We start from the raw sequence: 26,581 nt of genomic DNA, 5'->3' as shown, positions 1-26,581 counted from the left end.
ACAGCTCGGCAAGAAGATTACAGGTCTGCAAAAAGACTGCAAGCGTGTCGGATTGCAGGTGAATAGACAGCTAACGAAAGGAGGAGGCCTCATGCCGGAATTGCCGGAGGTTGAGACTGTCCGCCGGGGGCTGGAAGCGCTGGTCCTCGGCAAAACGATCGATCATGTGACGGTGAGCCTGCCGCGCATCATTCGGATGCCCGATGATGTGCAGCAGTTTGCCCTCATGTTGCAAGGCCACACCATCGATGCGGTGGAACGCCGCGGCAAATACCTGCTGCTCTCCATCGGACCGTACACGCTGGTTTCGCACCTGCGCATGGAAGGCCGTTATGGCGTGTACCATGCGGACGAACCGGTTGAGAAGCATACGCACGTCATCTTCCATTTCACCGACGGCACCGAACTGCGCTACAAAGACGTGCGTCAGTTCGGCACGATGGACCTGCTCCCGCGCGGCGAATACGCGTTGCTGCCGGGACTGGCCATGCTCGGTCCGGAACCGCTGGCCGAAACGTTTACGGCCGACGTCCTCGCACAGGCGCTGAATAAACGCCGCAGCGGCAAAATCAAAGTTTTGCTGCTCGACCAGACATTTGTCGCCGGGCTTGGCAATATCTATGTAGATGAGGTGCTCTTTCAGTCGGGCGTTCACCCGGAAGCGAGCGGCCCCGACCTGAACAGCGAGCAGATTGAGCGTCTGCATGCGGCGATCGTCGCGGTGCTCACCCAGTCGGTGGAGCTCGGCGGCTCCTCGGTGAAGTCGTACGTCAACGGCTACGGGCAAGAGGGCGGTATGCAGCATCAGCTCAAAGTCTACGGCCATGAAAACACCCCGTGTCCCGCGTGCGGCACGGAGATCGCTAAGACCCGCGTCGGCGGGCGGGGCACGCACTTCTGCCCGTCGTGTCAGCCGCTGGACAAGTAACGGAACACCCTTTTTCCCTCCTGCGCATATCATGGTGGCAGATTGAGGGAAGGAGGAGTCAGCGTGCTTCACTATTTCTCCCTGCTGGTGCTTGCCTTTGCCGTCTCACTCGACGGTTTTGGCGTAGGCTTGACTTACGGACTCCGTAAAATCCGCTTTCCTCTGTGGTCCCTGCTTGTCGTTACGCTCTGTTCGGCGACGATGATCTTGGTTGCGATGCAGCTGGGCGACGTGCTTTCCCAGTTCCTGACCGACTCCTTCGCCAAAACGTTTGGTGCGGTCATTCTGATAGGCGTCGGCAGTTTTGCGATCTATAACATTTTGACCCAGAAGGAAAAAGATCTGGTGGCCGAGGAACAGCCGATGCCTGTCCTCGACCAGCCGGCAGAAGAGGGACAGAAGACGGTCTTGCACGTGGAACTGAAGAAGATCGGACTGGTCATTCAGATTCTGCGTACTCCGTCCTCCGCAGACGTCGACCGCTCTGGTGACATTTCGGTCAAAGAAGGCCTGATCCTCGGCTTTGCTTTGTCGATGGACGGTTTTGGAGCGGGCGTCGGGGCGAGCTTGATCGGTTTTCATTCCATTCCGACAGCGTTGACGATCGCTGTGATGAACCTTGTGTTCATCTATACAGGTCTTCGGGTCGGCATGCGCTTTGCAGATGCGCGCCTTTTGCGCAAAATGGTCTATATACCAGGCGTGATGCTGATCCTGATCGGCATTTCGAAATTTTTTTAAAGCGGTGACAGGAGGCTCACTATGATCGTAGGTCTGACCGGCTCGATAGCAACAGGAAAAAGCACCGTTTCGAAGATGTTCGCAGAAGCAGGAGCGGTCATCGTCGATGCAGATAAGATCGTGCGCGAGGTGCAGCAGCCCGGCAAGCAGGCATTCCTGGAGATTGTCGATCATTTTGGCAAAGAAGTGCTGTTGCCAAACGGCGAACTGGACCGTGCCAAGCTCGGGTCGCTGGTTTTCGGCAAGGAGGAAAACAGGCTGAAGCTCAACAGCATCGTCCATCCGCGCGTCCGTGAGGAGCGCGATCAACAGACAGCGGCAGCCCTAGCCCGCGACAGCCGGGCGATCATCATCTGGGACATTCCGCTGTTGATCGAAACGGGAATTTATCAAGAGGTGGAAAAGACGGTCGTTGTCTATGTGGATCGGGAGACGCAATATGAGCGTCTCCTGAAACGGGACGAGCTGTCGGCAGAAGCGGCGGAACAACGCATCTCCGCCCAGATGCCCATCGAGGAGAAAAAGCGCTATGCCGACTTCCTGATCGACAACCGGGGCACGATCGAGGAAACACAGCGGCAGGTGCAGGAGGTCTGGGTCGAACTGACCCGTCTCCAGAGGGAAAGGTCCCGTTGATCTGGCCTCGCATCTCGTGGGTACTCACGCCCCAAGCCAAACGCAAAGTCGCCATCATCCTCGGCCTGATCTTCCTGATCGTGCTCGCCGTGGGCAGCGACTGGTTCTGGCGCTTTATCTACCCGATTTATCATGAGGCGGAGATTCGCCAAGCGGCCGAGACCCATCAGATCGACCCGCTGCTCGTCGCTGCGATCATCCGCGTGGAAAGCAAGTTTCGCACGGAAAACGTCTCCAAGGTCGGCGCGGTCGGCCTGATGCAGTTGATGCCGGAGACGGCCGAATGGATCGCCAAGGAAAGCGAGATTCCCTACCGCGGCATCGAAGACCTGTCCGATCCGGAGACGAACATCCGCATGGGCTCCTGGTACATGGCCTACCTGCTCAAGCAGTTTGACGGCAACCAGGCGGCTGCTATCGCTGCTTACAACGCCGGACAAGGGCGTGTCTCGCGCTGGATGAAAGAAGGCGTCTGGGATGGAACGCTCGCCGCCTCGGAGAAGATCCCGGTCGGTGAGACGCGGCATTACATACAGCGGGTCAGCTTTTCGTACACAAAATATCAGCAGCTCTACCCAGATTTTTGATCGTATCACCCCCTTTGCAGAGACGGACACTATACGCGAAAGGGGGCATGGCTGATGACAGAGCGCGAGACCTATCGGGATCGTCTTGGCAACCTGCACAAGCACTTGACGCACGAAAACATGAAGAACGACTTCCTGTCCGGGGATGCGATCGATGACACCACCCGCGGTGAGCAGGAGGATTTTGAGCTCGACCGCATGCCGGCAGGACATGAATACCGCGATCTGGTCGAACCCCTTCCGACGAAAAAACACAAGATCTAGCCAAAAAGCCCGACCCCTCGCAGGAGGGATCGGGCTTTTGGTATCGCAAGCGCTTATTCTTCCACCGTCTCGCGGACGAAGATGTACGGCAGGTTGCGGGCGTAGTCGCCCAAGTTCAGGCCATAGCCTGCGACAAACAGGTCTTCGATCGTGATGCCGGTGTAGTCGAGCGGCACGTCCACCAGACGGCGGGACGGCTTGTCGAGGAAGGTGCAAGTCTTCAAACTCTTCGGGTTCTTGGCTGCCAGATGATCGAGCACGCCGCGCATGGTGATGCCGGTGTCGAGAATGTCATCGCAGACCAGCACATCTTTGCCCGCGATGTCGGTGCGAATATCGGTGACGATCTCCACCCGACCGGCGCTGTGCTCACCGTGTCCGTAACTGGACGTGGTCATGAAGTCCACGTTGACCGGAACGGTAATCTCCCGCACCAAGTCAGCAGTAAACACAAAGCTGCCGCGCAGAAGGGAAATGACGACAACTTCGCCGTCCTTATAATCTTGGGACAATTGCACGCCGAGTTCGGCGACCCTTTTCTGGATCGCTTCACGGCTGAAGAGGATGCGGTCACGAGTCTTTGCCATGGGGTTTGGCCTCCTGTTTCACGAAGGTTACTGTATTTTGGCTAATTGTACCGTAGTGATATCTTTGTGGCAACACCTCTACAGCATTCCACAAAAAAAGCTCTGTCACACGAAAAAGTGTGCAGAGCTTTTTCACTGGATCAAGGTGATGACGAACAACACCAAAATCAGGCCGAAAATGCTGACCACCCAGGGCAGCATCTTGTTCGACTTGGAGCGGATGGTGCGTTCTTCGGCGGCGCTGAGCGCGCCTTCCTGCGCTTCAAACGAGTTGACAGGCGCCTGAGCCAGCACCGGGTCCTCTTCGTACATCTCCAGCTCCTCAAACATCCCATCATCGACTTGGAAGCCAAAATCGGCCACGTCGATCACCGTGATGTTGATCCGCGCTTCCACGATGCGTTGCTGAAACTGCAACTGGTCGGTGATCAAAGGGATCTGCTCGCGCCGCGCCAGCAAAATGAGCTCCGTCTCCACCGGGTCGAACTCTTCGCCGTATTCGGCGTTGTCCAGCGCGTTGACGACGGTGAACGTCACGTTTTCGTTGAACAGGATCGGACGGCTCTTCTGCCACGGCACGCGAAGTGATTTGTCGAGCTTCTTGGATACGAACGGCTGCTCAAAGAATTGGATGATCTTCTCCAAATTAGCTTTGACGCGCTCGTTTTCTTGCGGATCGGAAATGACTTCCTCGCTCTCCCGCAAATCATACAGTTCCATGACGGTCGAGTAGGGGATGATATATTCGATTGGCTCCGTTGGAAATAACAGTTCGCCAAACATTGCAAACAAGATTGGTTCCACTACAAAACGCTGCATCGTAACCCCAACTCCTTTATTAAAAAAAGCATATCGGACGAAGACCTTGTGCGCAACCATTTTTATAAGGAAAAAGTCACATGTTGTTTGCTATACTGAGAAGAATACATAGTAAAATGATTGGTTTGGAGGAACTTATGACTTCATCTCGTTTTATCGGCTCATCCAATTTCGGATTTGCCCAGTACGCGCAAGAAGAGATCCGCCGCCTGTTCCCGGGCGTGAAATTCCGCTATCTCGATGCGGGAGAAGTGTTTTTGATCGATGTGCCCGCTCCGGCCGAAGTGGTGACAGCCGCTCTGCTCGAACAGGAGCCGATCTTCCTGCGCCACATCCAGCCGGTACAGCACGAACTGCCGCTCGACAAGTCGGCAGAGGACCTGATGCGTCTGATCGAGTTTATTCAGCAGTTGCGCCCCTTTCAGGCAGGCGAAAAAGTGGCGGTGCAAGCCCGCAAAGTCAAAGAGGTCAAGTTCGCCTATACGCCGTATGGCGTGAAAGACGCGCTCGACCCGATCTTGGAACAAGAGCAAAGCGTGGAGCCGGTCGTCCGCGGCGCCGACAAGATCATCTCCGTGTACTTGACGGACGGCACGTGCTATTTCGGAATCTCCACGCCGTATGAAAATCTATCCGATTGGAACGGGGGGATGGTGCGCTACCGCAAAGAAGAGGAGCAGGTATCGCGCGCCAAGTTCAAGCTCTTGGAAGCGGAAGAACGGTTCCATCTCGACCTCTCCCAGTTCCGCAGCGCGCTCGACATCGGGGCCGCACCCGGCGGCTGGACGTCGCTTTTGCTCGAGCGGAACCTGCAGGTGACCGCCATCGACCCGGGCGCCTTGCACCCGTCCGTGTCGGGACACGCCAACCTCACCTTCCTGCAAAAGAACGCGGGGGACGTCACTTTTCCAGAAGGGGCGTTCGATCTGCTCGTATGCGATATGAGCTGGAGCCCGAAGCAGATGAGCAAGCTGGTGGCCGAACTCTTGCCCGCCGTGGAGACGGGCGGCGTGGCGATCATCACCGTCAAGCTGATGCACAAAAAGCCGTTTCAAACGGTCAGGGATGCGCTGGAGAACCTGGAGCCGCAACTGGTGCTGCTCAAAGCGAAGCAGCTGTTCCACAACCGTGAAGAACTGACATTATATTTAATGAAAGAAGAAGAGCTGTAAGCGAATGTGCTCGCGGTCGCCATGCGAGAAAGGCCCGTTCCCCGGTAGAACAGGCCTTTCTCGATCATGCAAATGCTCTGTCGAACATTCTTGGGAACGGTAGGTTACGAAGCGATGCTGACAGAGACTGTAAGACCCCGTGCTTGGACTTCCTTGTATAACAGGTCGATAAACTGTCTGTCCAACTTCTGCTTCACTGCGTTCGTGTAAGCTTCAACAAGGTACTCATCACTCAGTAAATGCATGGTGGTTCACCTCACAGTTCTGGTCTCGTACTCTACCAAATCCCGCGCGCGAGTTGGTTGTGGTATGACTATATCATGGAATATAGGAGCGAACAAGCGTTCCGATTATCCACAAGACCCTGTGTACAGTTTGTGGGTAAGTTGTGGATTCACTGTGGAAAAGGACATATTTGCCATAGACGAGTGTGTGGAAAACTGTGTACAAACTTATCCACAATTTCCAGTGAACAGCCAACAGGTACCAAAAAAATTTTTTTTCGACAAATAACCCACGTTGTGCAGGGTACGCTAAAGATGGCTAAATCCAAGCAAGTAAACGCTTTCGCAAGGCTACGGGCTTTCGCAGTCCGAGAAATGAATGAAAGCCCATTCACAAAGTTCGACCAACGAGACCAAGTCCTGTATAATAAGTAACATCGGATTATTCTGGGTATAAGTTGACTATATGGAAACATCGTATTTTTCAGGAGGTGTTCGTCAATGTCTGAAGCAAAAGCGAAAGCGGGTTTGCAAGACGTTGTTGCAGGTGATTCTTCCATCTGCCTCGTAGACGGGAAACAAGGCCGTCTCGTCTATCAAGGATATGATATTAACGATCTGGTCGGGAAAACTTCTTTTGAAGAAGTGGTGTACCTGCTCTGGTACGGCAAGCTCCCGAATGTGAGCGAACTGGCAGCTCTCGACGCAGAGCTGAAGAAAAACCGCGAGATCCCGTCCGATGTGCTGGAACTGGTGAAGGCGCTCAGCAACTCTCAGGCGAACCCGACCGGCATGGAAATTCTGCGCACGGCAGCATCTTACCTCGGCACGGTGGACCCGGATAAGTCGATGGATCATGAGACGCACATCAAGCAGGCGACCAAGCTCGTGTCGATGCTCGCCTCGATCACCGCAGCGATCGGACGCTTTAAGCAAGGCAAAGATTATGTGGCTCCGCGCCATGATCTCGGCCATGCGGCGAACTTCCTGTATATGTTGACCGGGAAAGATGCGGATGAGCTGTCGGTGGAAGCGTTTGATGTCGCGCTCATCCTGCACGCTGACCACGAGTTTAACGCTTCGACCTTTACCGCACGCTGCACGGTGGCGACTCTGTCCGACATGTACTCCGGCGTCACTTCGGCGATCGGCGCGCTGAAAGGCCCGCTGCACGGCGGCGCAAACGAAGACGTGCTCCGCATGCTGATGGAGATCAACTCGGTGGAAAACGCAGCTTCGGAAGTGCAAAACAAGCTGGACAACGGCGTAAAAGTTCCGGGCTTCGGCCATCGTGTCTACCGCTCCTACGACCCGCGCGGTCTCGTGCTGAAGCGTTACGCGAAACAGCTGACCGAAAAGGTTGGCGAAACCAAGTGGTATGAAATGACTGAGATCACCGAAGGCGTCGTGCTCGAACACTTCGCGAAGAAGGGCAAAGACCTGAAGTACAACGTCGACCTGTACTCCGGCTCCCTGTACAACGCGATGGGCATTCCGGTTGAACTGTTCACCCCGCTGTTCGTCATCTCCCGCGTTTCCGGGTGGACGGCACACATTCTCGAACAGTATGCGAACAACCGCATCATCCGTCCGGTTGCCGACTACGTAGGTCCGGTGGATCAATCGTTCGTTCCGATCGAAGAGCGTAAATAAACGGCCGCCGATCAGGCTCCTCGCGATGCGGGGAGCCTTTTTTATGACTCCATTCCCAAGCAGAAAGGCAGAATTCACCATGACCAACATTTTTGAGAAATTGCAGACCGATCCTGACTTTGCATTGTTTTTTCTCGGCTACTATACGCTGTTGCCCCTGTTGGCACAGATCCTGATCGTCCTGTTCTTCCGCAAGAAAGTCTCGATGCAGCGCTGGATGTTTGCCGTTCCCGTCTTTCTGATCGGACAGGCGTATCTGTCCAACCTGATGATCGGCTTGATGATGGTTGATCAAAACGGGGAGTACGCGGTGCGCAGCGCGGGCGAAGCGCTCGGCATGACTCTGTTCTCCGTGTCCTTTATCGCAATGGTGCTGATGGCGATCATCTCGCGCATTTTCTACGGGATGCAAGGCAAAGAATACGTGCGCGGACTGCTGATCTATTTGGCAGCGCTGGCGGTGCTGGCAGGGGCTTTAATTATTTTTCAACTGTAAGAGGAAAGTTTGCAGGACCGCCGAATAGATAAAGAAGAGAGAAGAAAGGGGATGTCATGGGTGATTGTACAACAGCTGAAAGTAGAAGCTCATAAGGTCGTAACAATCGAACCTACAGCGAATCTGAACGAGCTGCTCACGGCGCTCGATTCCTGCGGGTTCCAACATATTCCGGTCGTAGCGGACGGAGCGTTTTTCGGTATGGTCGGCTATGCGGATGTTCACAAGGCTTATTTTGAAAGCGGTTCTGCCGATAAAGAGCAGTTCCTGACTGAGACGAAGGTCGATGCGATCACGGTCAACAAGAATGCAACGATTCACGAGGAAGGCAGCATCGAAGACATTCTGTTAGCGATCGACCGCGTGCCGTTTATTGCGGTGCTGTCCGAGGAAGGCACGTTCACGGGCATCGTGACGCACAGCGCCAACTTCGAAATGCTGCGCGATGCGCTGGGCATGCACAAGCCGGGCATCCGCATGACCGTCTCCATGCCGGAGATGCAAGGTTCCCTGCTCAAGTTTGCCGATGTTGTGCGCAAGTACTCGAACATCTTCGGGCTGCTCGTGCTCGATGACGATGCAGACTTTGGGTATCGCCGCGTATCTTTCAAGGTCGCGCCTGATGCCGATGTCGATGCGATCACAGAAGACCTGCGCCAAGTCGGCGTGCGCGTGTTCCATGTAACTCGATAGGGGATGCAAGCTTTTCAGCGTCCACATCCGAACGGGATGTGGACGCTTTTTTCACGTTTGGCCGGAAGGATTCATATGCTGATCACGAAATGTCCTGAAAGGAGTGAGGGCAGTGCCGTTAGTTGTGATTGATCCGGGGCATGGAGGCAGAGATCCGGGAGCGGCAGGGAACGGATATCAGGAGAAGAACCTCGTGTTGCAGACTTCGCTCTTGCTTCGCGATGCGCTGCAGCGCTGCGGCTTTCGTGTCATCATGACGCGAACGACCGACACGCTGCCTGACCCTGATGGGACGATCGGGCAGGATCTGGCCTACCGCGCCAGCATCGCCAACAACGCCAAGGCCGACCTGTATATCTCCTGGCACACCGATGCGGCGAGTTCGGCTGCCGTAAACGGCTCTGCGGTCTGGATTCATCCGTCCACCCGCGGCGGCCGTACCAACCAATGGGCGGAGCGGATCGCCGCTGCGATCGCTTCGTCGACAGGTCAGACCAACCGGGGTGTGTATTTTGGGGATTTTCAGGTCCTGCGCGACACGGTGATGGATGCGGTGCTGGTCGAAGCGGGTTTTATCACCAATGCGGCCGAAGCGCGCCGCATGGCGACCCGTGACTATCAAATTGCTGCCGCAGAAGGTGCGGCAAGGGGGGTGTGCGCGATTTTTGATCTGCCATATAACGCACCGGCCCGCCCGACCCCGCAGCCGGGAACGCCGTCCACACCGACACCCGTCACCCCGCCGAAGCAGCCGGAAGTTCTGCCGGCCTGGGCGGAAGAATCGATCCGCCAAGTGATCGAGTGGGGCGTGATGACCGGTTACGAGGACGGGACGTGGCGTCCTGAACAAGCGGTGACACGAGCGGAGATGGCATCTGTGCTCGTGCGCTTTTACAACTTTATCCGAAGCGGGAGGTAGGTGGCCACCATGACGGAACAGATCCTCGGGATGTTGCAAGACGGCGTGTCGATCGTGCTGCAACTTGCTGTCCTTGCCGGTCTGCTCCTGCTTCGAAATCTCAAACAACGCATGCAGAACTACTATGATGCCCAGACCACCTTGCAGAATCGACAACTGTTGGCACAACTCGGGCGGGAAGCTTTCTCCTATGCGGAGACTGTATATACGATGGAAGACGGTCCGGCCAAGATGAACGAAGCGATCAAATACCTGATGGACAAATGCGGGACATGCGGCATGCAAGACGTGCCGATGAAAGACATGCGCGCGGTGATCGAATCGGCGTGGCTTGAGGATCGCCGCGGCGCTGCAGCGCCGGCGAGCGCTTCGCTGATGTCTGCTGCGCCCGGCAGCGCGCCAGAGCCGGCTCGACTGATCACCGGCGAGGAGCGCTAAAGCGCTAAACAGAAAAACTCTCTCAGATCATCTTGAGAGAGTTTTTTGACGCTTGGATCGTCCGGACCGGAAGAAAAGCGCAAGCAACACGACCAGAAACACGCCGATGCTGTCCACATACACGTCGATCGCATGCCCAGTGCGACCGGGTACAAACGACTGGTGCCACTCGTCGGACGCCGCATACAAAATGGACAGCAGCGCCGTCAAGATGAGCGCGCTGACCTGCCGCACCGTCGTGGCCGCAAAGGTGCGCCAGAGCAGGAAGGCGAGAATGAAATATTCGGTCACATGCGCCGCTTTGCGGATGAAAAACTCGAGCATCGAATAGGGATCTTGGTAGGAGACCAGCCCGCCGTCATACAAAAATTCGATGTTCGGCAGCACGAGCAGAAGCGTCGGCTCTTCGATCCATTGCCGGAGCAGGGGGCGCAGGTCCTGTTCGCCGTAGGACTGTCCCGATTTGTAAAAGATGAGCAGCATCCAGGCGAGGCTGAGCAAGAGCCAGATCCCAAATCGTCTGCGTTCTGCGATCATCAGGCCGTCCCTCCTTTTCGTACAGTGTACCTTTGGAACAGCAAATGGACAAGACCCGCGCAGGGTCTTGTCCATTTGGCTGAAAAAGAGACGAGAGATTAGTGCAGTTCCGGATGAGCCGGTTCGGAGATTTCGCTCAGCGCGTAGCCGGCCGATTCGTCCGCTTTGCGTTCCACAGCGAGGTCGCCGATCGCCACGATCCCGACCAGACGGCCGTCTTCGACCACCGGCAGACGGCGGACCTGGTTGTCGGCCATCAGCTGTGCCGCTTCTTGTGCCGATTGATCCGGGGTACAGGAAACGATGTTTTCGGTCATGCACTCGTCAACGCGGGTCGCGTTGACATCCATGCCCTTGGCCACCGCGCGGATGACGATGTCGCGGTCGGTGATGCAGCCTTCGAGATAGCCGCCGTCACGTACGATCGGCACGATGCCGACATCGAGGTCGGCCATGATCTGTGCCACTTGCTGCAGGGAGTCCTGCGATGAGCAGGATTCAACGTCAGAAGTCATGAGTTCACGGATTTGCATGGAATCGCCCTCCTCATGAGTGGAATGGTAGTGCAACCAAGCTTAGTATGCCAAAAAGCGCAGGGGCTATGCGGTTACAGCTGCGGACGAGCCGGATTGGAGATCTCGTGCAGGGCAAAAGCGGCTTCGTTTTCGTGGATGTTGACCACCGACAAGTCGCCGAGGGAGATGATGCCGACCATGTGACCTTCTTCGACGACCGGCAGACGGCGAATCTGATGTTCCGCCATCAGCTTGGCCGCTTCTTCGGCCGATTCGGACGGATTGATCGAAACGAGTTTCGGGCTCATGTAGTCGTTGATCTTCGCAGTTCGGATATTCGCACCTTTGCTGACGGCGCGCACGACAATGTCGCGGTCGGTGATGATGCCGCGCAGTTTGTCCCCTTCTTCGGCGACCGGAATCACGCCGACATTGAGGTCAAGCATCAGCTTCGCCGCATCTTGCAGCGTGTGCTTCGCCTTCAGGGTGATCACTTCTTGGGTCATGAGATCACGGACCTTCATGCAACCGCCTCCTTGGTACGTGGTGTGGAAAAACGGGTGTGGCAACGCAAAAAGACTGCCGGGAACACCCGACAGTCTTAGTATGCGTTGCCTGCCTGCCGCTATTCGCCGGCCGTTTCCTTCTCGCCGAGCACCGCGTACAGACCCCAGGCACCGAGGATGATGTGAATCAGGTTTTCGGTCACTTCCAGATGCATCCCAAGGAAGTCGGAGAGGAAGAAGCCGACGATCCCCAGCAGCAGGTAGATCACACCGAACACTTGCGCATACAGCCGCGACCAGTTGGCATTTTGACCGGCCGCGATCCCGAGCACCCCGAGGACTAAGTGGACAATGTTGTGGGTCGTATCAAACTGGATGAGTCCGAGGAGGTCAGTAATGAAGAACCCGAGGATCCCGATGAGCAGGAAAATCCAACCGGCTGCACGAGCATACACCTTCGCCATTCTTGATCGTCCTCCTTGCGAGATGAATTGCGCAATCGTTGTTGCGCTTACTTCACCTTATGAGCCGTTCGCGGCAATATGCCGTTCTTTTTCGAGAGGCCTTTTCATAAAAAAATAGAGATTCATTGTCCCATCACCAAGTCAAAGGGGTGAATGTTGTTTGCAGCAGGGTTGGGATCACCTGCCGTCGCGTTACCGGGATGATCGGCTGTACGCGCTGGCGCTCGACAAGAAGCGCATCTGGGTGCATTGGGCGGAAGGAACGGCCCTGCAAAAGATCGCGGACCGCCAGTTTCCGGACGGGTGGGAGCGGGCGCCGCGGCTGCTTCGGATCGAGAGCGGGACGGGAACTGTGCGCTTGTTGCCCTGCCCGGCAGAATACGGCGCTGCTTTTGTAGATGGGCTGCGATCAAGTGCAGAAGTTCGAGTGGAGTATGGCTTGGAGATGAAGGGCGAGTTTTGGCCTCTTTATGAAACGAGTGTGAGAATGCCGGGGCCCCATGCTGCTGTCTCCCGAAGGCGGGAGCGCCCTGACAGCATCAGCTCCTATTCGATCTATCGTGTGACGTGAGGAGGATGGGGATGAAAAAAGGCTATTTGGCGATGATCTTGCATGCCCATCTGCCATACGTGCGCCATGCGGAGGGGGCGCATGCGCTGGAGGAACGATGGCTGTTTGAAGCGTTGTCCGAAACCTATCTGCCGCTGCTTGCCGTTTTTGAGCGGCTGCGCGAAACGTGCGTTCCATTCGCCTATGCGCTGACGGTGTCGCCGACATTGCTGACGCTGCTCACCGATGAGGCGATGGGCGCGCGGTATGTCAAACATATGAAGAAAACGATCGAGCTGACCGAAAAGGAGCTCGTGCGCACCGTGCATGAATCGGAGTTGCAGAACTTGGCGCGGATGTATTACGCCCGCTATCGCGGGCTGCTCGACCAGTTCGAAGGCTGCGGGCGCGACGTGACGGCCAGGCTGGCCGATCTGGAAGCGAGCGGGCATCTGGAGCTGATGACCTGCGGCGCTACGCATGGCTTTCTGCCGGTGATCGGGCGGGAGGAGTTGCGCCGGGCGCAGGTCGCGCTCGCCTGTGAAACGCATGAGCGCATCATCGGACGCCGACCGCGCGGGATCTGGCTGCCGGAGTGCGGCTACCTGCCCGGCATCGAACGGGTGCTGGCCGACGAGGGGCTCGCCTATTTTCTGGTCGATTCGCACGCTTTTGGCGAAAACAGCGTCTATCGGCCGCTCATGACGGCCGAAGCGGACGTGTACGCGCTGGGCCGCGACCCGGAATCGGCGGGGCAAGTGTGGAGCTCCTTCAGCGGTTATCCGGGCCACCCCAATTATCGCGAATATTACCGCGACATCGGTTTCGACCTGGAGCTTTCGTACATTCGCGACCACATCCATCCGGAAGGCATCCGCGTGAACACGGGGATCAAATACCACCGCGTCACGGGACGGGGCAACGAGAAGGAACTGTACAACCCGGTCCGAGCGGCCGCCACGTGCAGCGAGCATGCGGAGCATTTTGTGACGTCCCGGCTGCAGCGGCTTCACTCCCTCGATTGGACGATATCGGACGGACGCCCGCCGCTGATCACCGCCCCGTATGACGCGGAGCTGTTTGGCCACTGGTGGTATGAAGGTCCGCAGTGGCTGGAGCAAGTCGCGCTGAAACTGGCCGGCACCGAGCTTGGGATGACCACCCCCGGCGCATATCTGCAGCAGTTCCCTGAAGCAACGCGGGCGGAGCTCGTTCTGTCCTCTTGGGGGCGCGGCGGGTATGCGGACGTCTGGCTGAACGAGACGAACGACTGGATCTACCCGCACCTGCACCGCCTCGAAGAGCGGCTGGTCGACTTGGTGCGAAGGGCGCAGCGCAGCGGGAGCATCGCCGATCCGCTGACCGGGCGGGCGCTGCGGCAACTGGCCCGGGAAACGTTGCTCGCCGAAGCGAGCGACTGGCCGTTTATGATCACGATGGGCACGACGGTCGACTATGGCGTGCGGCGCACGACCGAGCATTTGGCGCGCGCTGAACGGCTCGCCGCTCAGATCGAAGCAAACGGCATCAGGGAAGACTTGCTGGCCGAATGGGAAGCGGCGACCCCGATTTTCCCGGAGCTGCACCTTGGCCATTTCCTCGAGGAGGAGCCGGCGGAACTGACACAGAGTCCGGAGCGGCGCGTCCTGATGCTGTCCTGGGAATTCCCGCCGCGCACCATCGGCGGGCTGGCTCGTCATGTCTATGACCTGTCGCGGGCGATGGCAGAAGCGGGGATTGAAGTGCATGTCGTCACCTGCCATGGTGAAGGCACGCCGGAGTACGAGGTGGTCGATGGCGTGCATGTGCACCGGGTGCAGGCGCCCGACTATGAGCATGACGATTTTGTGCAGTGGGCGGCCTTGCTGAACATTCGGCTCGGCGCGATGGGCAGCCGAGTGCTAGCCGCCTGCGGGCCGTTCGACCTGATACACGCGCACGACTGGCTGGCCGCCGAATGTGCCCTGCTGCTATCGGAAATGTCCGGCCTGCCGCTGGTGACGACGATTCACGCGACGGAGCATGGGCGCAACCATGGGGTTCACAACGACTTGCAACACCGGATCTTTGCGATCGAGCAACAACTGGCCCGGGAGTCGGCCGAAGTGATCGTCTGCTCGAAGTACATGCAACAGGAGCTTGGCGAGATCTACGGCATCGCTCGCGACCGCCTGCATGTGCTGCCCAACGGCGTTGACCTGACCGAACTGTCGCGCGGGCTCCGGTCGTCCGGGCAAGTGAAAAACAGCACAGCCAAAACGGTGTTTTACGTCGGCCGGCTCGTCCCGGAAAAAGGGGTGCAGGTGCTGTTGGCGAGCGCGCCAGCCCTGCTGCAGCACCACCCCGACACGCGGTTTGTCATCGCCGGCAAAGGGCCGATGCTGGCTCAGCTGAAGGAGCAGGCCGCGTTTTTAGGCATCGCCGAACAGGTGGACTTTCTCGGCTTTGTGTCGGATGAGGAGCGCAACCGCCTGATGTTGGCGGCCGATGCTGCCGTGTTTCCCAGCCTGTATGAGCCGTTTGGCATCGTGGCGTTGGAAGCGATGGGCGCAGGCACACCGACCGTCGCGGCGCGTACGGGCGGCTTGGCGGAGATCCTCGACCACGGTCGGGACGGCTGGCTGGTCGAGCCGGGCGATCCGGGGAATCTGTGCGACACGCTCCTGCAGCTGTTCGCCGATCCGGACGGCACGAGAGCGACGGCCGAGCGGGGCAGGCAAAAAGCGATCGACGCGTACAGCTGGCCTGCCATCGCGCGAGGCACGCTCCTCGTCTATGAGCAGGCGCTGCAAAAGAAGGTGCAGGAAGCGGGTGAACAGAGATGAAAGCTGTGATTCTTGCCGGCGGTAAAGGCAGCAGGCTGCGGCCATTGACCTGCAACAAGCCGAAACCGATGGTGCCGCTGCTCGGTCAGCCTTGCATGGCCTACACGATCGACCTCTTGCAGAGAAGCGGCGCAGGGGACATCGCGGTGACGCTGCAATACATGCCGGATGTGATCCGCGGCTATTTTGGCGACGGGTCGGAGCACGGTGTGCAGATCGCCTATTTCGAAGAGACGACGCCGCTTGGCACGGCCGGATCGGTGAAAAACGCGCAGGAGTTTCTCGATGAGACGTTTATCGTCATCTCCGGCGATGCGCTGACCGATTTCAACCTGCTCGCCGCCGTGCGCGCCCACCGGGAAAAAGGCGCCTTGGCTACGATCATCTTGACCCGCGTCGAGACGCCGCTGGAGTTCGGCGTGGCGATCACAGAGGCGGACGGGCGGATCACCCGCTTTCTGGAGAAGCCGTCGTGGGGCGAGGTGTTTTCCGACACGGTGAACACCGGCATCTATATTTTTGAAAAAGAAGTTCTGGAATTCATTCCGGAAGATCAGGAGTTTGATTTCTCCAAAGATCTGTTCCCGAAGCTCATGCAGAACGGGCATGACCTGTATGGCTATGTGGCGGAAGGGTACTGGTCGGACATCGGGAATCTGGCGCAGTATCGCCAGACCCAGTTTGACATGCTGGAGGGGAAGGTGAACTGTGCGATCCAAGGCTTCCGCGTCGCGCCGAAGATCTGGATGGGGCAAGGGGCACAGGTCGCAGAAGGCGTGACCTTGGAGCCGCCCTGCTACATCGGGCGGGACACGGTGATCGAAGCGGGGGCACACATCGGGCCGTACACGGTGCTTGGCGTGGGCAATGTGATCAAGGCGGGCGCATCGCTCAAGCGCACTGTCGTCTGGAACCGCAGCTACCTGGGCGACGGGGTGGAGCTGCGCGGCGCCACGCTCTGCTCGCAGCTCAACCTGCAGTCGCACGTCGCCTGTTTCGAAGGTTCGGTGATCGGCGACGCCTGTTCGCTTGGCGCCAAGTCGGTCGTCAAGCCGCAGGTCAAATTGTGGCCGGGCAAGCGCGTGCAGGAAGGCACAGTCGCGCACTCGTCGCTGATCTGGGGCGAGAAGCTGGAGAAAAGTCTGTTTGGGCTGTACGGCGTGCAAGGCATCGGCAATGTTGACATGACGCCCGACTTTGCGGGGCGACTGGCTGCGGCGTTTGGTGCGGCACTTCCTTTTGGCGCGAGCGTCGCTGTCGCCTGCGACCATGATCCGTTCTCCAGCCTGATCAAGCGGGCGCTGGCGGCTGGGCTCCATTCGGCCGGCGTGAACACGATCGACTGCGGGGCGGCGACGACGCCGATGCTGCGCTATGCCGTGCGATGCGTGGAAGCGGAAGCGGGCATTCAAGTCAGGAGACTCGGCCCGGCGGGCGATGACCGCGTGCTGATCGAATGCCTCGATCAGAGCGGGATCAACATCGACAAAGCGCTGGAGCGCAAGATCGAAAACGCCTACTGGCAGGAAGACTTTCGCCGGGCCAACCTCGCGCAGATCGGGCGCAATCGGGTGTTCACCGGGCTGCAGGAGTCGTATGCCGCCGAACTGCTCCAACAGGTCAGCGTGGACGCCGTCAAACGCGAGCGGTTCCGCGTGGCGATGCAATACGACCCGATGCTGTGGGGCCGCTTCGTTCCGGAGCTGATGGAGCGGCTCGGCTGCAAAGTGTCGGTGCTCGACGCCAGGGAAGCGTCGCAAGGAGAGCTGCAGAATCTCGTCTCGACCGGCATCTTCCACCTCGGCGTGCGCTTCGATGACAACGGCGAAGAGATCGCGTTGATCACCGACCGCAGCCAGATGATCGAACGGGACCGCCTGCTGGCTTTGCAGACCCTGATCCAGCTCATCTCCGGCAGCGACAAAGTGGCGGTGCCGGTCACGGCGCCGAGCATCATCGAGACATTGGCCGCCAAGTTCGGGGCGCTGGCCGTCCGGACCAAAGCCAATCCGCGTTCGTTGATGGAGCCGCTCCGGCACCAGCCCTTCCCGATGCTGTACGACGCGATGTACATGCTGGTCAAAGTGCTCGACACGCTGGCGCTGAGCAGGCTGGCTCTGTCTGAGCTGGTCGAGTCGATTCCGCATTTCCACCTGCTGCGCCGCGATGTACCCTGCCCGTGGGAAGACAAAGGGCGGGTGATGCGGCTGTTGATCGAGGAGCTGAGGGATGAGACGGTGGAGCTGGTCGACGGGATCAAAGTGTTCAAGGACGGGGGCTGGACGCTGATCCTGCCCGATTCGGATGAGCCGATGTTCCAAGTGTTTGCCCAAGGCGTGACCGAACAGCTCGCGGAAGAGCTGGCCGGGATGTACGCCCAGAAGATTCGCGACTACCAAAAGACAAGCGTAAGGGGGTAGGGATCATGCCGCGCTCGCTGGTGATCGGCAACGGGCATCTCTGTATCGGCTTCGATGCTAAGACCAACATGCGGGACTTGTATTACCCATACGTCGGGCAGCTCAACCACATCGGAGGCAACCGCAATTCGCTGGGCGTCTATGTGGATGGCGAGTTCTCGTGGTGTGACGAGTCGGACTGGGTCGTCGAGAATTCCTACCGCACAGGGACGCTGGTGACCTCCGTTCTGGCCCGCAACGAGCGGCTCGGACTGGAGCTGCAGATCGAAGATGCGGTGCATTTTCGGGAGAACGCCTATCTGAAAAAAGTCAGCGTGCGCAACACCAGGGCTTTGGAGCGCGAGATTCGTTTGTTTTTCACGCATGACTTCTGTATCGATGAGACGGAGATCGGCGACACGGCGGTGTATGATCCGGTGCAAAACATGGTCTATCACTACAAGCGCAGCCGCTACCTGCTGATCAACGGCTTCACGCACCTCGGCGGCCTGTTCGAGTACTCGACCGGCATCAAGCGTTTCCACTCGCTGCAAGGAACGTGGAAAGATGCCGAGGACGGAACGCTGGAAGGAAACCCGATCGCGCAAGGGTCGGTCGACAGCACAGTGTCGTTCAAAATGTTTGTGCCGGGCGGCGAGGAGGAGACGCTGTACTATTGGGTCTGTGTCGGGCGCACCTTCCCTGAGGTCAAAGAGATGAACCGCTGGGTCTTGGCGCGGACGCCGGAGCAGCTGTTTGCGGAGATCGATGCCTATTGGCGGGAATGGCTGCGGCAGTCGGAGCAGGAGTTTGGCGATCTGGGGCAGGAGGTGATCGACGAGTACTTGCTGTCTTTGATGCTCGTGCAGACGCTGACCGATGCGAACGGCGCGATCATCGCCGCCAACGATACTGACATTCTGCAGTACAACCGCGACCACTATTCGTACATGTGGCCGCGCGACGGGGCGCTGATCGCTCATGCGATGAGCGAGGCGGGGTATGAGCGCATCGCCAACCGTTTCTTTCGTTTCTGTGAAGACTCGCTGACAGCGGGTGGCTTTTTGCTGCACAAATACAATCCGGACGGCTCGGTCGGCTCGTCGTGGCATCCCTATCTGCAGGGTAAAGACCCGTCGCTGCCGATCCAGGAAGACGAGACGGGGCTGGTGATCTGGGCCTTGTGGGAGCATTACCAGCGCTATGGCGACGTGGAGTTCGCCCAGTCGCTTTACACGACGCTGATCGCGCCGGCCGGCGAATTCATGGCAGAATATGTGTATGAGCATTTGGGGTTGCCGATCGAAAGCTACGATTTGTGGGAGGAGCGGCGCGGGATCTTTACGTTCACCGTGGCGACGGTGATCGCGGGGCTGCGGGCGGTGCGCAATTTTGCGCAGGTGTTCGGGGATGCCAAGCGGGCGCAAAAGATGCAGAGCAGCGCGGAGAAACTGCTCGAAGGCATGGACAAATACCTGTACGACCCATCGGTCGGCCGTTTCCTGCGCGGGGTGTATCTCGGCGAGAACGGGGAGATCGCCAAAGACAAGACGCTGGAGTCCAGTCTGTACGGCCTGTTTCAGTTCGACATCCTCTCGCCGGACGACCCGCGTCTGCAGGCGACGATGGAGCGGGTCTGGGAAGGGCTACGCGTAAAGACGGAGATCGGCGGGATCGCACGCTATACGGATGACTACTATTTTAAAAAGTCTGACGAGATCGAAAGAGTGCCGGGCAACCCGTGGATCATCTGCACGCTGTGGCAGGCGGCGTGGGAGATCGAGCGGGCGGAGTCGGTGGAAGATCTGCAGCAGGCGAAAGAGCTGTTCGACTGGGTGCTTCGCCACCGCATGGACAGCGGCGTGTTGCCGGAGCAGTTGCACCCTTATCACGGCACTCCGCTGTCGGTCGCTCCCTTGACCTGGTCGCATGCGACGTTTGTGCAAGAGGTGGTGCGCTACGGGCGGCGGTATAAGGAGCTGTCGAACAAAGCGCTGCATCAACTGCAAGAGTAAAACAACGTGCCGTCCCGATCCGGGGCGGCACGTTGTCATCTGCACTATTCTTTAAAGCGGAAGAGCATGCTGACCGCTTCGGCGAGGGTCAGATCGCCTTGCGGGTGGAACTTGTTGTCGTCGGCGCCTTGCATCCAGCCCTGCTTGTAGTTGATCGCCACCGCGCCGTACGACCACCAGGAGATCTGATTGACATCGGCGTAGGGCAGCGCGTCCGCTTGATGCTTCTGCGGGTCGAACCCGGCCGCCTTGGCCATCAGGATCGCCATCTCTTCGCGGGTGATGGGGTCATCCGGTCGGAAGTTTTTGTCTTTCGCGATCCAGCCGAGGTTGGCGGCTGCGTTGATCGCGTAGTAGGACGGGTGGTCTGCGGTGACGTCTTTGTAAAAGACGGTCTGCTCGCTTGGCGCATTGCGGTTCAAGTGTCCGATCATCAGCTCGATCAGATAGCCGCGGGTGATCGGTTCGTCGGGAGACACGTTCATCATGTCGAAGCGCAGCAGGTCGGCATCGGCAAACGCGGTCAACGCTTTTTCCGCCCAATGCCCGTAGATGTCCCGGGGCAGGAAGGTGCCGTTTTTGCTGATCAGCCCGGTCAACTGGCCGCTCTGTGCATCAATCATCGCATATTGCGGGAGGCGCTGTTCAAACCGGTAACCCAAGAACGGCGGGAGTGCGGCCGACATGTCTTCCGTGTTTGCAAAGCCGTAATACAGTTCGAGCGGCAGGCTGGTGAAGATCTGCTTCGCACTGGCTGCGGAGACCGCTGGTGTCGCCTGCGGGAAGTAGTCCGCTTCGATCAGATTCTGGCTCACTTCGAGGACGCTGCCCGTCGACGGATTGAGCGACAGTTCCACATAGGTGTCGCTTGGCAGTCCGTTGACGAGCTGATGGAACCAGAAGTAGCCGTCCGGAGACGTCGTTGCTTGTGTGAGCGCCCCGGTGCGGTGCGGGAAGAGCGTTTTGACGTGTTCATTCGCGCGGCTGAGCAGTTCGTCAGCTGCCAGCAGATCTGCCGGCTCTTCGTCTGTCCACAACTCGTCTTCAGGGGTGAACTCTTCATCAAATTCAAGATGGGCCAGATAGCCGTAAAACTCGACCAGTTCACCGTTGGCAGCGTTGATGCGGATCACATAGGTGACGTCGTCGGTCGGCTGATCGGTGGCACCGGGCGCTTCGTACTGCAGGTACCATTCGCCGTCTTCGTATTCCTGCTCGGAAGTATCCTGATAGACCGCATCGGCCGGCAGCAAGCCGAGCGACTCCGCCGCTTTTCGGGCTTCTGCTTTGGTCAGTTCTTTCGCGAGCACAGGCGGTGCCAGCGGGCCGTTTTGCACGAGCGGGGTGGTGGAAGCGGGCTGTTGCGGCTCGTAGTAGAAGTCGACGGCCGGGTCGATCTTGCCGCTGGTCGCATTGACCGTATAACCGGCGGTGAAGTATGGGCGGTACATCAGTTCCGGCGCGCCTTCATAGCTTGTCACGTATCCGAGCTGCATCGTGATCTGATCTGCCAGGATGCTTCGCGCCTGGTCTTGCGTGATGATCTTGTCGGCGGCGGGGAACGTCAGGCGCTCGTCCCATATATTGGCGAACATGCTGATCGAACCGTCCCAGGCGACGGTGACGATCAGGCTCTGATCATCGACGGGTATGCCGTTCACCGAACGGGTGTACACGAGATCGTAAGAATAGCCCCATCCGGCCGGTTCTTTGGACAGCGTCGATTGTTTCAGCTCTTCAGGGGCGACCTTCTGCAAAAAAGCGAGACCGATCGCACGCGCCTCTTGCGGCGAGATAAATTCGTCCGCGTCGGACGGCTCCTCGACCTCCTGTAAAAAGTGCATCAGTCTGCCGGTCTCGGCATCGATCGAAACGGCGGTCTCTTGCTCATCATGAATAAAAGTCAGCCACCACGCGCTTCGTTCGGGGAGTCCGGCGTAATAGGCGTAGGGCATCCGTTCGGCCGTGTCCAGCTCATACTCGGCAGCGGGCAGGTTGAGCAGCGCCCGCGCTTTGGCGACGGCTGCCGCTTCGGAGAGCGCGCCGGGCTGCTCGGCGGCGGCGGCAGCGGGCAGGGCTTGCAGCGGCACGGTGCCTGCCGCGAGCAGCAGGGCTGCCGTCACGTGAAAGAATCGCGACATTAGAGTGACTCCTCTCAGGATCCGTAAATGAAAATTGGGCTGTTCTACAACGGTAGAAACAAGCCCAATTTATCATATTATTTTATCCTTTGGCAATTGGTGTTTAAAGAATAATGCCGCGCTCTTTCAAATTTTCGTTAAGCGCGTCTTTCATGTTCAACAAGGACTCGTTCGCTTTGGCGAAATTCTCGTCCTGCTGATAGAGGTTGGCGAGCAGCGAATAGGTCTCGGCCAGGTCGCTTAACAGGCGGTGCTCCTTGAAGATCTCGATCGAGCGCTCCATCGTCGCGATCGCGCGGTCGCGCTGTCCGAGCTTGTCCTCGGCGATCGCCAGCGTGCGCAGAATCGGCGCTGCTTCAAGCGACGTGGCGGGGATCGTCGCGAGCGCTTTCTGGCAGGTCAGTTTGCAGTCGTCGAAGCGCTGCTCTTTCACATGCAGGCGAGCGATCTCGCCGTAGACAGAACCTGCATCGAGCGTGTAGTTGTGCTTCTCATACTCCTCGATGCACCCCAAGAACAGTTCATGGGCGGCCTCAAACTGGCCTTCTTCGCTTTTTAAAATGCCGTAATTTTTCTTCACATCGATCGCCAGCTTGATATTCTTGAGCGACTCGAAGATGGCGATCGCATACTGCGAATACTCAGAAGCTTTTTCATATTCTTTCATGCGCTTATACGAAAGGCCGAGGCCGATATAGGTGAAGCCGATTTGTTCAAAATGGCTGCTTTTCGCCAAGAACTTATAGGCGGTCTCATAATAGTTGAGCGCTTCTTGAAACTCTCCCAGCTGATAGTGAATCGTCCCCAAATTGGTCAAGATCTGTGACTGCAAAAAAGGCTCCGGCTGCAGGAGCAGGTCGAACTGCTCATACGCTTTGCGCCAGTGGTAGATCGCCAAATGATACTTCTGGCGGCGCTGTTCAATCACCCCAAGTTTGTTCAGCGCCTGCAGAGCTGCAGTTGGATTTTCCTTCGTCTTCGCGATCTCCAGCACCTTCTCGAACTGCTCCACCGCTTCTTCATAGCGGCCGAGATGCAGGTAGCATTCGCCGAGGTCGGACATCACGTCAACGATGTTCAAACTCTGCGAAGGCTTCTGGAGCAGCGACTCGAGCAGGCCGTAAGCCCGTTCGTAGTTGGCCGAAGACAGCAAGGCTTTGGCCACCTTGTGTGCGCTGGTCTGCTCCAATTGCGTCTGGATATCGGTCAGAAAAAATTCCAGCGGCGTCTCCAGTTTTTCTGCGATCGCTTCGAGCACTTTGTAAGAAGGATTGGCTTTATCCGACTCGATCTGGGAGATCATGCTCGGTGTGACGAGCCCCGAACCGAGATCGCTCTGCGTCAATCCTTTCACGATGCGAAGTTCGCGAATTTTCTGCCCTAAAGACATGCAAAATTACCCCCATCTATGGTGTTATCTACACACATTTTACACCTTTAGGGAAGGCGAATAAAGAGGAAAGTAAACTTTATATCAATTTTTCTTATAATATAAGCGAAATGTTTCTGAGTATAAGTAATAGTGTTGAAGATTAGTAGTTAATGGATAAATATGTAAAAATAAAACCCGACGGAGATCGGGTTTGGATGAGAAAAGCTTATAAATAAAGGCGTCGCCACGCGGTTCGATCGACCGCGCTGCCGAGCTTAACTTCCGCTCCGACCATCAGACAACTGAGATCGTGAAAGGTGGACAGGGGCAGGGTGAGCACGAACCGGTCCTGCTGCAGCTGCCAAAACACAGGGGATTGAACCCGGCTGTTTAACTCAGGGAACGGGATGATATTTAACTTTCGATTATGGAGTTTAACTTCGAGCTGTGACGTTTCGCCAGGGCCTGCTTCCGGCATGCGCAGCCGAACGGTGAAGCGATGTCCGGCGGTGACCGGGGAGGCCAACTGGATGCAGAGGCGCAGCTGCTGTCCGAAGCGGGAGACGGTCAGTTTGCGAATGTCGGCCGCTCCGTCTCCGCTCTGGTCGCCGGCAGGATCAAGCAGTTCCACCGCCGGCCCGCAGTTTTGCAGCTGCGGGATACAGGAGCTGGCGACCAAGTCGTTTTGGCGCACAAACGATGTGAGGAAGTCGTTCATCACCTGAATCTGCGACCGATGGGCGAGGACGGCGGAGCGCTTTTGCTCGACTTCGCTGACGCCAAGCGGCACCTGGCGCCAGCGGATGCCGATGCCGGACAGCTTCTTTGGCTGGAGCAGAGCTTGTCCGGGCCGGTAGCGCTGCGGCTTGGGAAACTGCGGGTAGTGGATGAGATAGGTCGCTTCGGACGGCTTCAGCGGCAGTCCGGCCAGCGCGTATTGCGTGAAGGCGGATGCAGCCCAGTGGTCGCCGTGCACATCGTGCGGGTCGGGATAGAGCACGTGTGTCGGGCGGAACTCGGTCAGAATGCGGCGCAGGTCGTCAGCCAGCGCCTGTCCGCAGTACGGGTTGCCCACCTGATAGGCGCGGCGGTACGGCACCCGGTCGAAACCGTTCAGCCCCGTGTAGGGCGAGCGGCTGCTCCAAAAATGTCCGCTCCACAGGTGACGCAGACCGGCGTCCGGATAGCCGAGGAACAGGACGTCTTGCTCCTGCAGGCCCAGTCGCTTCGCTGCTGTCAGCTCTTCCTGCTGCCGCAAAAGCCCCAGCCTGTACAGGTCGGTCGCTCCCGCTTTTCGCAGGTGAAACTGTTCGGCTGCCGCGCGGCGGAATCCGTCCCCGTTGGTCAGCACTGCCACGCGCACCGACCCGCCGCGCTGCAAGGTCTGTTGAATCAGCGCCGCTCCGGCCAGCGATTCGTCGTCCGGGTGCGGCGCGATGACGAGCAAGCGTTGTTCGTCCGCCTGCGGGCGGGCGGCAGAGGGCAGGTCTTCGGCGTGTCCCGGGCTGCACGGAAGCAAAAGGGAGCCCGTCAAGACAAGCAGTAGTGCCAAGCCCCGCTTGGGTTGCCTGTTGCTCACTTGAATTTCCCCCTTCGTCAGTGCGATGAAGTAGTTTCAGTGTTTGAGCCTCGCCCGCTTCTTATACTGAGTAGAGCGCTCGCAGTTGGGGACACTATGCGTGGAGGTGAGTACACATGGAAAAGAAAAATAAAGTGCATCTGCGGTCCGATGAATGGACCCGTCGCGGTACCATCGATGACGATCACGACAACGCTCCATGGAGAAACACCCCGCTCGACAACTGGAGCCGAGATGTTGACCCCGCCGTTATGTCGGGGGACAAGTATGTCGACAACGATCACGATCTTGGCAGCACGCGCCGTGAGAACCTCGAGCTGAAGAACGGCACAGCGAGCCCGGTCATGGCTCCTTTTATGCATCCGACCCATGATGCGTCGATGCGCAACGACGGCTAGTGTCAGACCTCTCTCCCGAACGGAGAGAGGTCTTTTACTGCGCAAAAAAACAGCCACCTGCTGTAGAGGGTGGCTGAACTAGCCTAGCTATTTCTTTTCTTCGCCCGCATCTCGCGCTCCCATTTGCGCAGGTGCGGAGTCGGGTCGAACGCCCATTCCCGGGCTCCGGTGTCGCGATACATCCCGTAGTGCAAGTGCGGCGGGAACTTGCCTGACGTGCCGGGGCGGCCATAGCCAGAGGAGCCGACATAGCCGATCACCTGGCCCGGTTTGACGATCGATCCGCGCTTGACCCCTTTTTCAAAACCGCCCAGATGCGCGTAATAATGATAGACGTTGTTCAGGTCGCGGATGCCGATACGCCAGCCGCCGAAGCGGTTCCAGCCGATCACTTCGACCACGCCGTACGCGGTAGACAGCACGGGGGTGCCATGATTGGCGAAGATGTCGCAGCCTTCGTGCATCCGCCGCCCGCCCCAGCCGCGCGGATCGCCCCACGTTGAGCGATACGAATAGTTGAAGCGCTTGGGGATCGGGAAGGCGTTGCCTTTGATGTCGGTGGTGCCGGCTTCGCGGAAGAGGCGGGCGAATCCGGAGATCCGGTCGACGACCATGCCGTCCTGGTAATAGTCCCAGATCTTGCGGCGAATCGCGTCTTCATCTGTCCCTTCCGAGCTCAGCCATTTGGCCATCGTAAACAGCGCATCTTCCGGGTTGGTGCGCTCGGCGACTTTGTCTTTGTTGCCGTCCAACCCCAACCCGCCAAAAATCTTGATCGTCACCGGGTTGCTGTCATCCCGTTGCGGATTGACCGGCCCGCTCCATTTTTCAGAAGGGAACTCGATTTGAATGGCCGATTTGTGAGGATTGTCTTTGTTTTTCTTCCAATGAATCCCCATCTCATACTGGTTGACCGCCGCCAGGTAATACCACGGCACTTTGGTCACCTTTTCCACGTTCTGGAGCACGGGCAGCTCTTGCTGATATTGAGCGGCTGTCGCGAGCTCCAGCGTTTGGTCGACAGGGGGTTGTTCCTCTGCTGCGCCCGCTCCCGGAACGGGGAGCAGAGTCAGGGTCAGCAGCAGATTTGCGAAGATGCGGGTTCGCCGTTTCATCATATGTG

General features: G+C 58.1%; 27 protein-coding genes. 16 read left to right on the top strand and 11 right to left on the bottom strand.

Annotated elements, in window-relative coordinates; genetic code table 11:
* The first annotated feature begins 91 nt into the window (after positions 1 to 91).
* From mutM to EV586_RS14060, 5 genes are all read left to right on the top strand, one after another.
* Entirely contained in the window at positions 92 to 928 is an 837-nt protein-coding gene (gene mutM, locus EV586_RS14080; RefSeq protein ID WP_132945754.1) for a DNA-formamidopyrimidine glycosylase, read from the top strand.
* A 63-nt stretch (positions 929 to 991) separates the two neighbouring features.
* Entirely contained in the window at positions 992 to 1,669 is a 678-nt protein-coding gene (gene ytaF, locus EV586_RS14075; RefSeq protein ID WP_132945753.1) for a sporulation membrane protein YtaF, read from the top strand.
* A 21-nt stretch (positions 1,670 to 1,690) separates the two neighbouring features.
* Positions 1,691 to 2,305, top strand: a complete 615-nt coding sequence (gene coaE, locus EV586_RS14070) for a dephospho-CoA kinase (RefSeq protein WP_132945752.1) — start codon at positions 1,691 to 1,693, stop codon at positions 2,303 to 2,305.
* Positions 2,302 to 2,892: a lytic transglycosylase domain-containing protein gene (locus EV586_RS14065; RefSeq protein WP_132945751.1), complete on the top strand. Its 591-nt coding sequence runs from the start codon at positions 2,302 to 2,304 to the stop codon at positions 2,890 to 2,892. The genes coaE and EV586_RS14065 overlap by 4 nt, the downstream gene beginning before the upstream one ends.
* Before the next feature lie 54 nt (positions 2,893 to 2,946).
* Positions 2,947 to 3,156 (top strand): hypothetical protein, encoded by a 210-nt coding sequence (locus tag EV586_RS14060; RefSeq protein WP_132945750.1) that lies wholly within the window; start codon positions 2,947 to 2,949, stop codon positions 3,154 to 3,156.
* 53 nt (positions 3,157 to 3,209) lie between these two features.
* Here EV586_RS14060 and hpt read toward each other — a convergent pair whose 3' ends face one another.
* Both hpt and EV586_RS14050 read right to left on the bottom strand, forming a co-directional pair.
* Complete coding sequence (gene hpt, locus EV586_RS14055; protein WP_132945749.1) at positions 3,210 to 3,743, bottom strand: hypoxanthine phosphoribosyltransferase; 534 nt, start codon at positions 3,741 to 3,743, stop codon at positions 3,210 to 3,212.
* Positions 3,744 to 3,875: 132 nt separating this feature from the next.
* Positions 3,876 to 4,562 (bottom strand): ADP-heptose synthase, encoded by a 687-nt coding sequence (locus tag EV586_RS14050; protein WP_207893912.1) that lies wholly within the window; start codon positions 4,560 to 4,562, stop codon positions 3,876 to 3,878.
* 137 nt (positions 4,563 to 4,699) lie between these two features.
* On the opposite strand from EV586_RS14050, the gene EV586_RS14045 reads away from it, so the two are divergent.
* On the top strand, positions 4,700 to 5,734 hold the full coding sequence (locus EV586_RS14045) for a 23S rRNA (cytidine(2498)-2'-O)-methyltransferase RlmM (RefSeq protein WP_243653045.1): 1,035 nt from the start codon (positions 4,700 to 4,702) through the stop codon (positions 5,732 to 5,734).
* A gap of 104 nt (positions 5,735 to 5,838) precedes the next feature.
* Here the strand turns inward: EV586_RS14045 and sda are convergent, their stop codons facing one another.
* Complete coding sequence (sda, locus tag EV586_RS14040; protein WP_087455095.1) at positions 5,839 to 5,979, bottom strand: sporulation histidine kinase inhibitor Sda; 141 nt, start codon at positions 5,977 to 5,979, stop codon at positions 5,839 to 5,841.
* A gap of 480 nt (positions 5,980 to 6,459) precedes the next feature.
* On the opposite strand from sda, the gene EV586_RS14035 reads away from it, so the two are divergent.
* The 5 genes from EV586_RS14035 to EV586_RS14015 all read left to right on the top strand — a co-directional run bounded on the left by EV586_RS14035 (position 6,460) and on the right by EV586_RS14015 (position 10,157).
* Positions 6,460 to 7,611 (top strand): citrate/2-methylcitrate synthase, encoded by a 1,152-nt coding sequence (locus tag EV586_RS14035; protein ID WP_132945747.1) that lies wholly within the window; start codon positions 6,460 to 6,462, stop codon positions 7,609 to 7,611.
* 79 nt (positions 7,612 to 7,690) lie between these two features.
* Complete coding sequence (locus EV586_RS14030; protein WP_132945746.1) at positions 7,691 to 8,107, top strand: hypothetical protein; 417 nt, start codon at positions 7,691 to 7,693, stop codon at positions 8,105 to 8,107.
* Between the two features lie 60 nt (positions 8,108 to 8,167).
* Complete coding sequence (locus EV586_RS14025) at positions 8,168 to 8,800, top strand: CBS domain-containing protein (protein WP_165898604.1); 633 nt, start codon at positions 8,168 to 8,170, stop codon at positions 8,798 to 8,800.
* Positions 8,801 to 8,912: 112 nt separating this feature from the next.
* Complete coding sequence (locus tag EV586_RS14020; protein WP_132945744.1) at positions 8,913 to 9,719, top strand: N-acetylmuramoyl-L-alanine amidase; 807 nt, start codon at positions 8,913 to 8,915, stop codon at positions 9,717 to 9,719.
* Positions 9,720 to 9,728: 9 nt separating this feature from the next.
* A complete protein-coding gene (locus EV586_RS14015) occupies positions 9,729 to 10,157 on the top strand; it encodes a hypothetical protein (RefSeq protein ID WP_132945743.1) in 429 nt (142 codons plus the stop codon).
* 27 nt (positions 10,158 to 10,184) lie between these two features.
* Here EV586_RS14015 and EV586_RS14010 read toward each other — a convergent pair whose 3' ends face one another.
* From EV586_RS14010 to EV586_RS13995, 4 genes are all read right to left on the bottom strand, one after another.
* Positions 10,185 to 10,694: a VanZ family protein gene (locus tag EV586_RS14010; protein WP_132945742.1), complete on the bottom strand. Its 510-nt coding sequence runs from the start codon at positions 10,692 to 10,694 to the stop codon at positions 10,185 to 10,187.
* Between the two features lie 98 nt (positions 10,695 to 10,792).
* Entirely contained in the window at positions 10,793 to 11,227 is a 435-nt protein-coding gene (locus tag EV586_RS14005; protein WP_132945741.1) for a CBS domain-containing protein, read from the bottom strand.
* Between the two features lie 74 nt (positions 11,228 to 11,301).
* Positions 11,302 to 11,733, bottom strand: a complete 432-nt coding sequence (locus EV586_RS14000) for a CBS domain-containing protein (RefSeq protein WP_132945740.1) — start codon at positions 11,731 to 11,733, stop codon at positions 11,302 to 11,304.
* Positions 11,734 to 11,834: 101 nt separating this feature from the next.
* Positions 11,835 to 12,179, bottom strand: coding sequence for a DUF4383 domain-containing protein (locus tag EV586_RS13995; protein WP_132945739.1), 345 nt, complete (start codon positions 12,177 to 12,179; stop codon positions 11,835 to 11,837).
* A gap of 160 nt (positions 12,180 to 12,339) precedes the next feature.
* Between EV586_RS13995 and EV586_RS13990 the strand changes: the two genes are divergently transcribed.
* From EV586_RS13990 to EV586_RS13975, 4 genes are read left to right on the top strand one after another with little or no spacing between them, the layout of a single operon-like run.
* The gene (locus EV586_RS13990) at positions 12,340 to 12,750 is read left to right on the top strand and encodes a hypothetical protein (RefSeq protein ID WP_132945738.1); all 411 of its coding nucleotides are present in this window, start codon (positions 12,340 to 12,342) and stop codon (positions 12,748 to 12,750) included.
* 11 nt (positions 12,751 to 12,761) lie between these two features.
* On the top strand, positions 12,762 to 15,554 hold the full coding sequence (locus EV586_RS13985; RefSeq protein WP_165898603.1) for a 1,4-alpha-glucan branching protein domain-containing protein: 2,793 nt from the start codon (positions 12,762 to 12,764) through the stop codon (positions 15,552 to 15,554).
* Positions 15,551 to 17,974: a sugar phosphate nucleotidyltransferase gene (locus tag EV586_RS13980; RefSeq protein ID WP_132945736.1), complete on the top strand. Its 2,424-nt coding sequence runs from the start codon at positions 15,551 to 15,553 to the stop codon at positions 17,972 to 17,974. The genes EV586_RS13985 and EV586_RS13980 overlap by 4 nt, the downstream gene beginning before the upstream one ends.
* Positions 17,975 to 17,979: 5 nt before the next feature.
* Complete coding sequence (locus tag EV586_RS13975; RefSeq protein WP_132945735.1) at positions 17,980 to 19,968, top strand: glycoside hydrolase family 15 protein; 1,989 nt, start codon at positions 17,980 to 17,982, stop codon at positions 19,966 to 19,968.
* A 44-nt stretch (positions 19,969 to 20,012) separates the two neighbouring features.
* On the opposite strand, the gene EV586_RS13970 is transcribed toward EV586_RS13975, so the two are convergent.
* The 3 genes from EV586_RS13970 to EV586_RS13960 form a co-directional block, all read right to left on the bottom strand.
* Positions 20,013 to 22,109: a YcdB/YcdC domain-containing protein gene (locus tag EV586_RS13970; RefSeq protein WP_132945734.1), complete on the bottom strand. Its 2,097-nt coding sequence runs from the start codon at positions 22,107 to 22,109 to the stop codon at positions 20,013 to 20,015.
* A 103-nt stretch (positions 22,110 to 22,212) separates the two neighbouring features.
* Positions 22,213 to 23,499 (bottom strand): helix-turn-helix transcriptional regulator, encoded by a 1,287-nt coding sequence (locus EV586_RS13965; RefSeq protein ID WP_132945733.1) that lies wholly within the window; start codon positions 23,497 to 23,499, stop codon positions 22,213 to 22,215.
* 208 nt (positions 23,500 to 23,707) lie between these two features.
* Positions 23,708 to 25,060 carry a PIG-L deacetylase family protein gene (locus tag EV586_RS13960; protein WP_165898602.1) on the bottom strand — a complete coding sequence of 451 codons (1,353 nt, stop codon included), beginning with the start codon at positions 25,058 to 25,060 and terminating at the stop codon, positions 23,708 to 23,710.
* Between the two features lie 116 nt (positions 25,061 to 25,176).
* Here EV586_RS13960 and EV586_RS13955 point away from each other — a divergent pair, with 116 nt between their 5' ends.
* Entirely contained in the window at positions 25,177 to 25,458 is a 282-nt protein-coding gene (locus EV586_RS13955; protein WP_132945731.1) for a DUF3905 domain-containing protein, read from the top strand.
* An 83-nt stretch (positions 25,459 to 25,541) separates the two neighbouring features.
* Here the strand turns inward: EV586_RS13955 and EV586_RS13950 are convergent, their stop codons facing one another.
* A complete protein-coding gene (locus EV586_RS13950; protein WP_132945730.1) occupies positions 25,542 to 26,573 on the bottom strand; it encodes a M23 family metallopeptidase in 1,032 nt (343 codons plus the stop codon).
* Between the last annotated feature and the right edge of the window lie 8 nt (positions 26,574 to 26,581).

Source organism: Tumebacillus sp. BK434, from assembly GCF_004340785.1.
Classification (GTDB): Bacteria; Bacillota; Bacilli; order Tumebacillales; family Tumebacillaceae; genus Tumebacillus_A.
The sequence above is the reverse complement of the archived record's forward strand: the minus strand, read 5'-3'. Positions and strand labels throughout refer to the sequence as shown.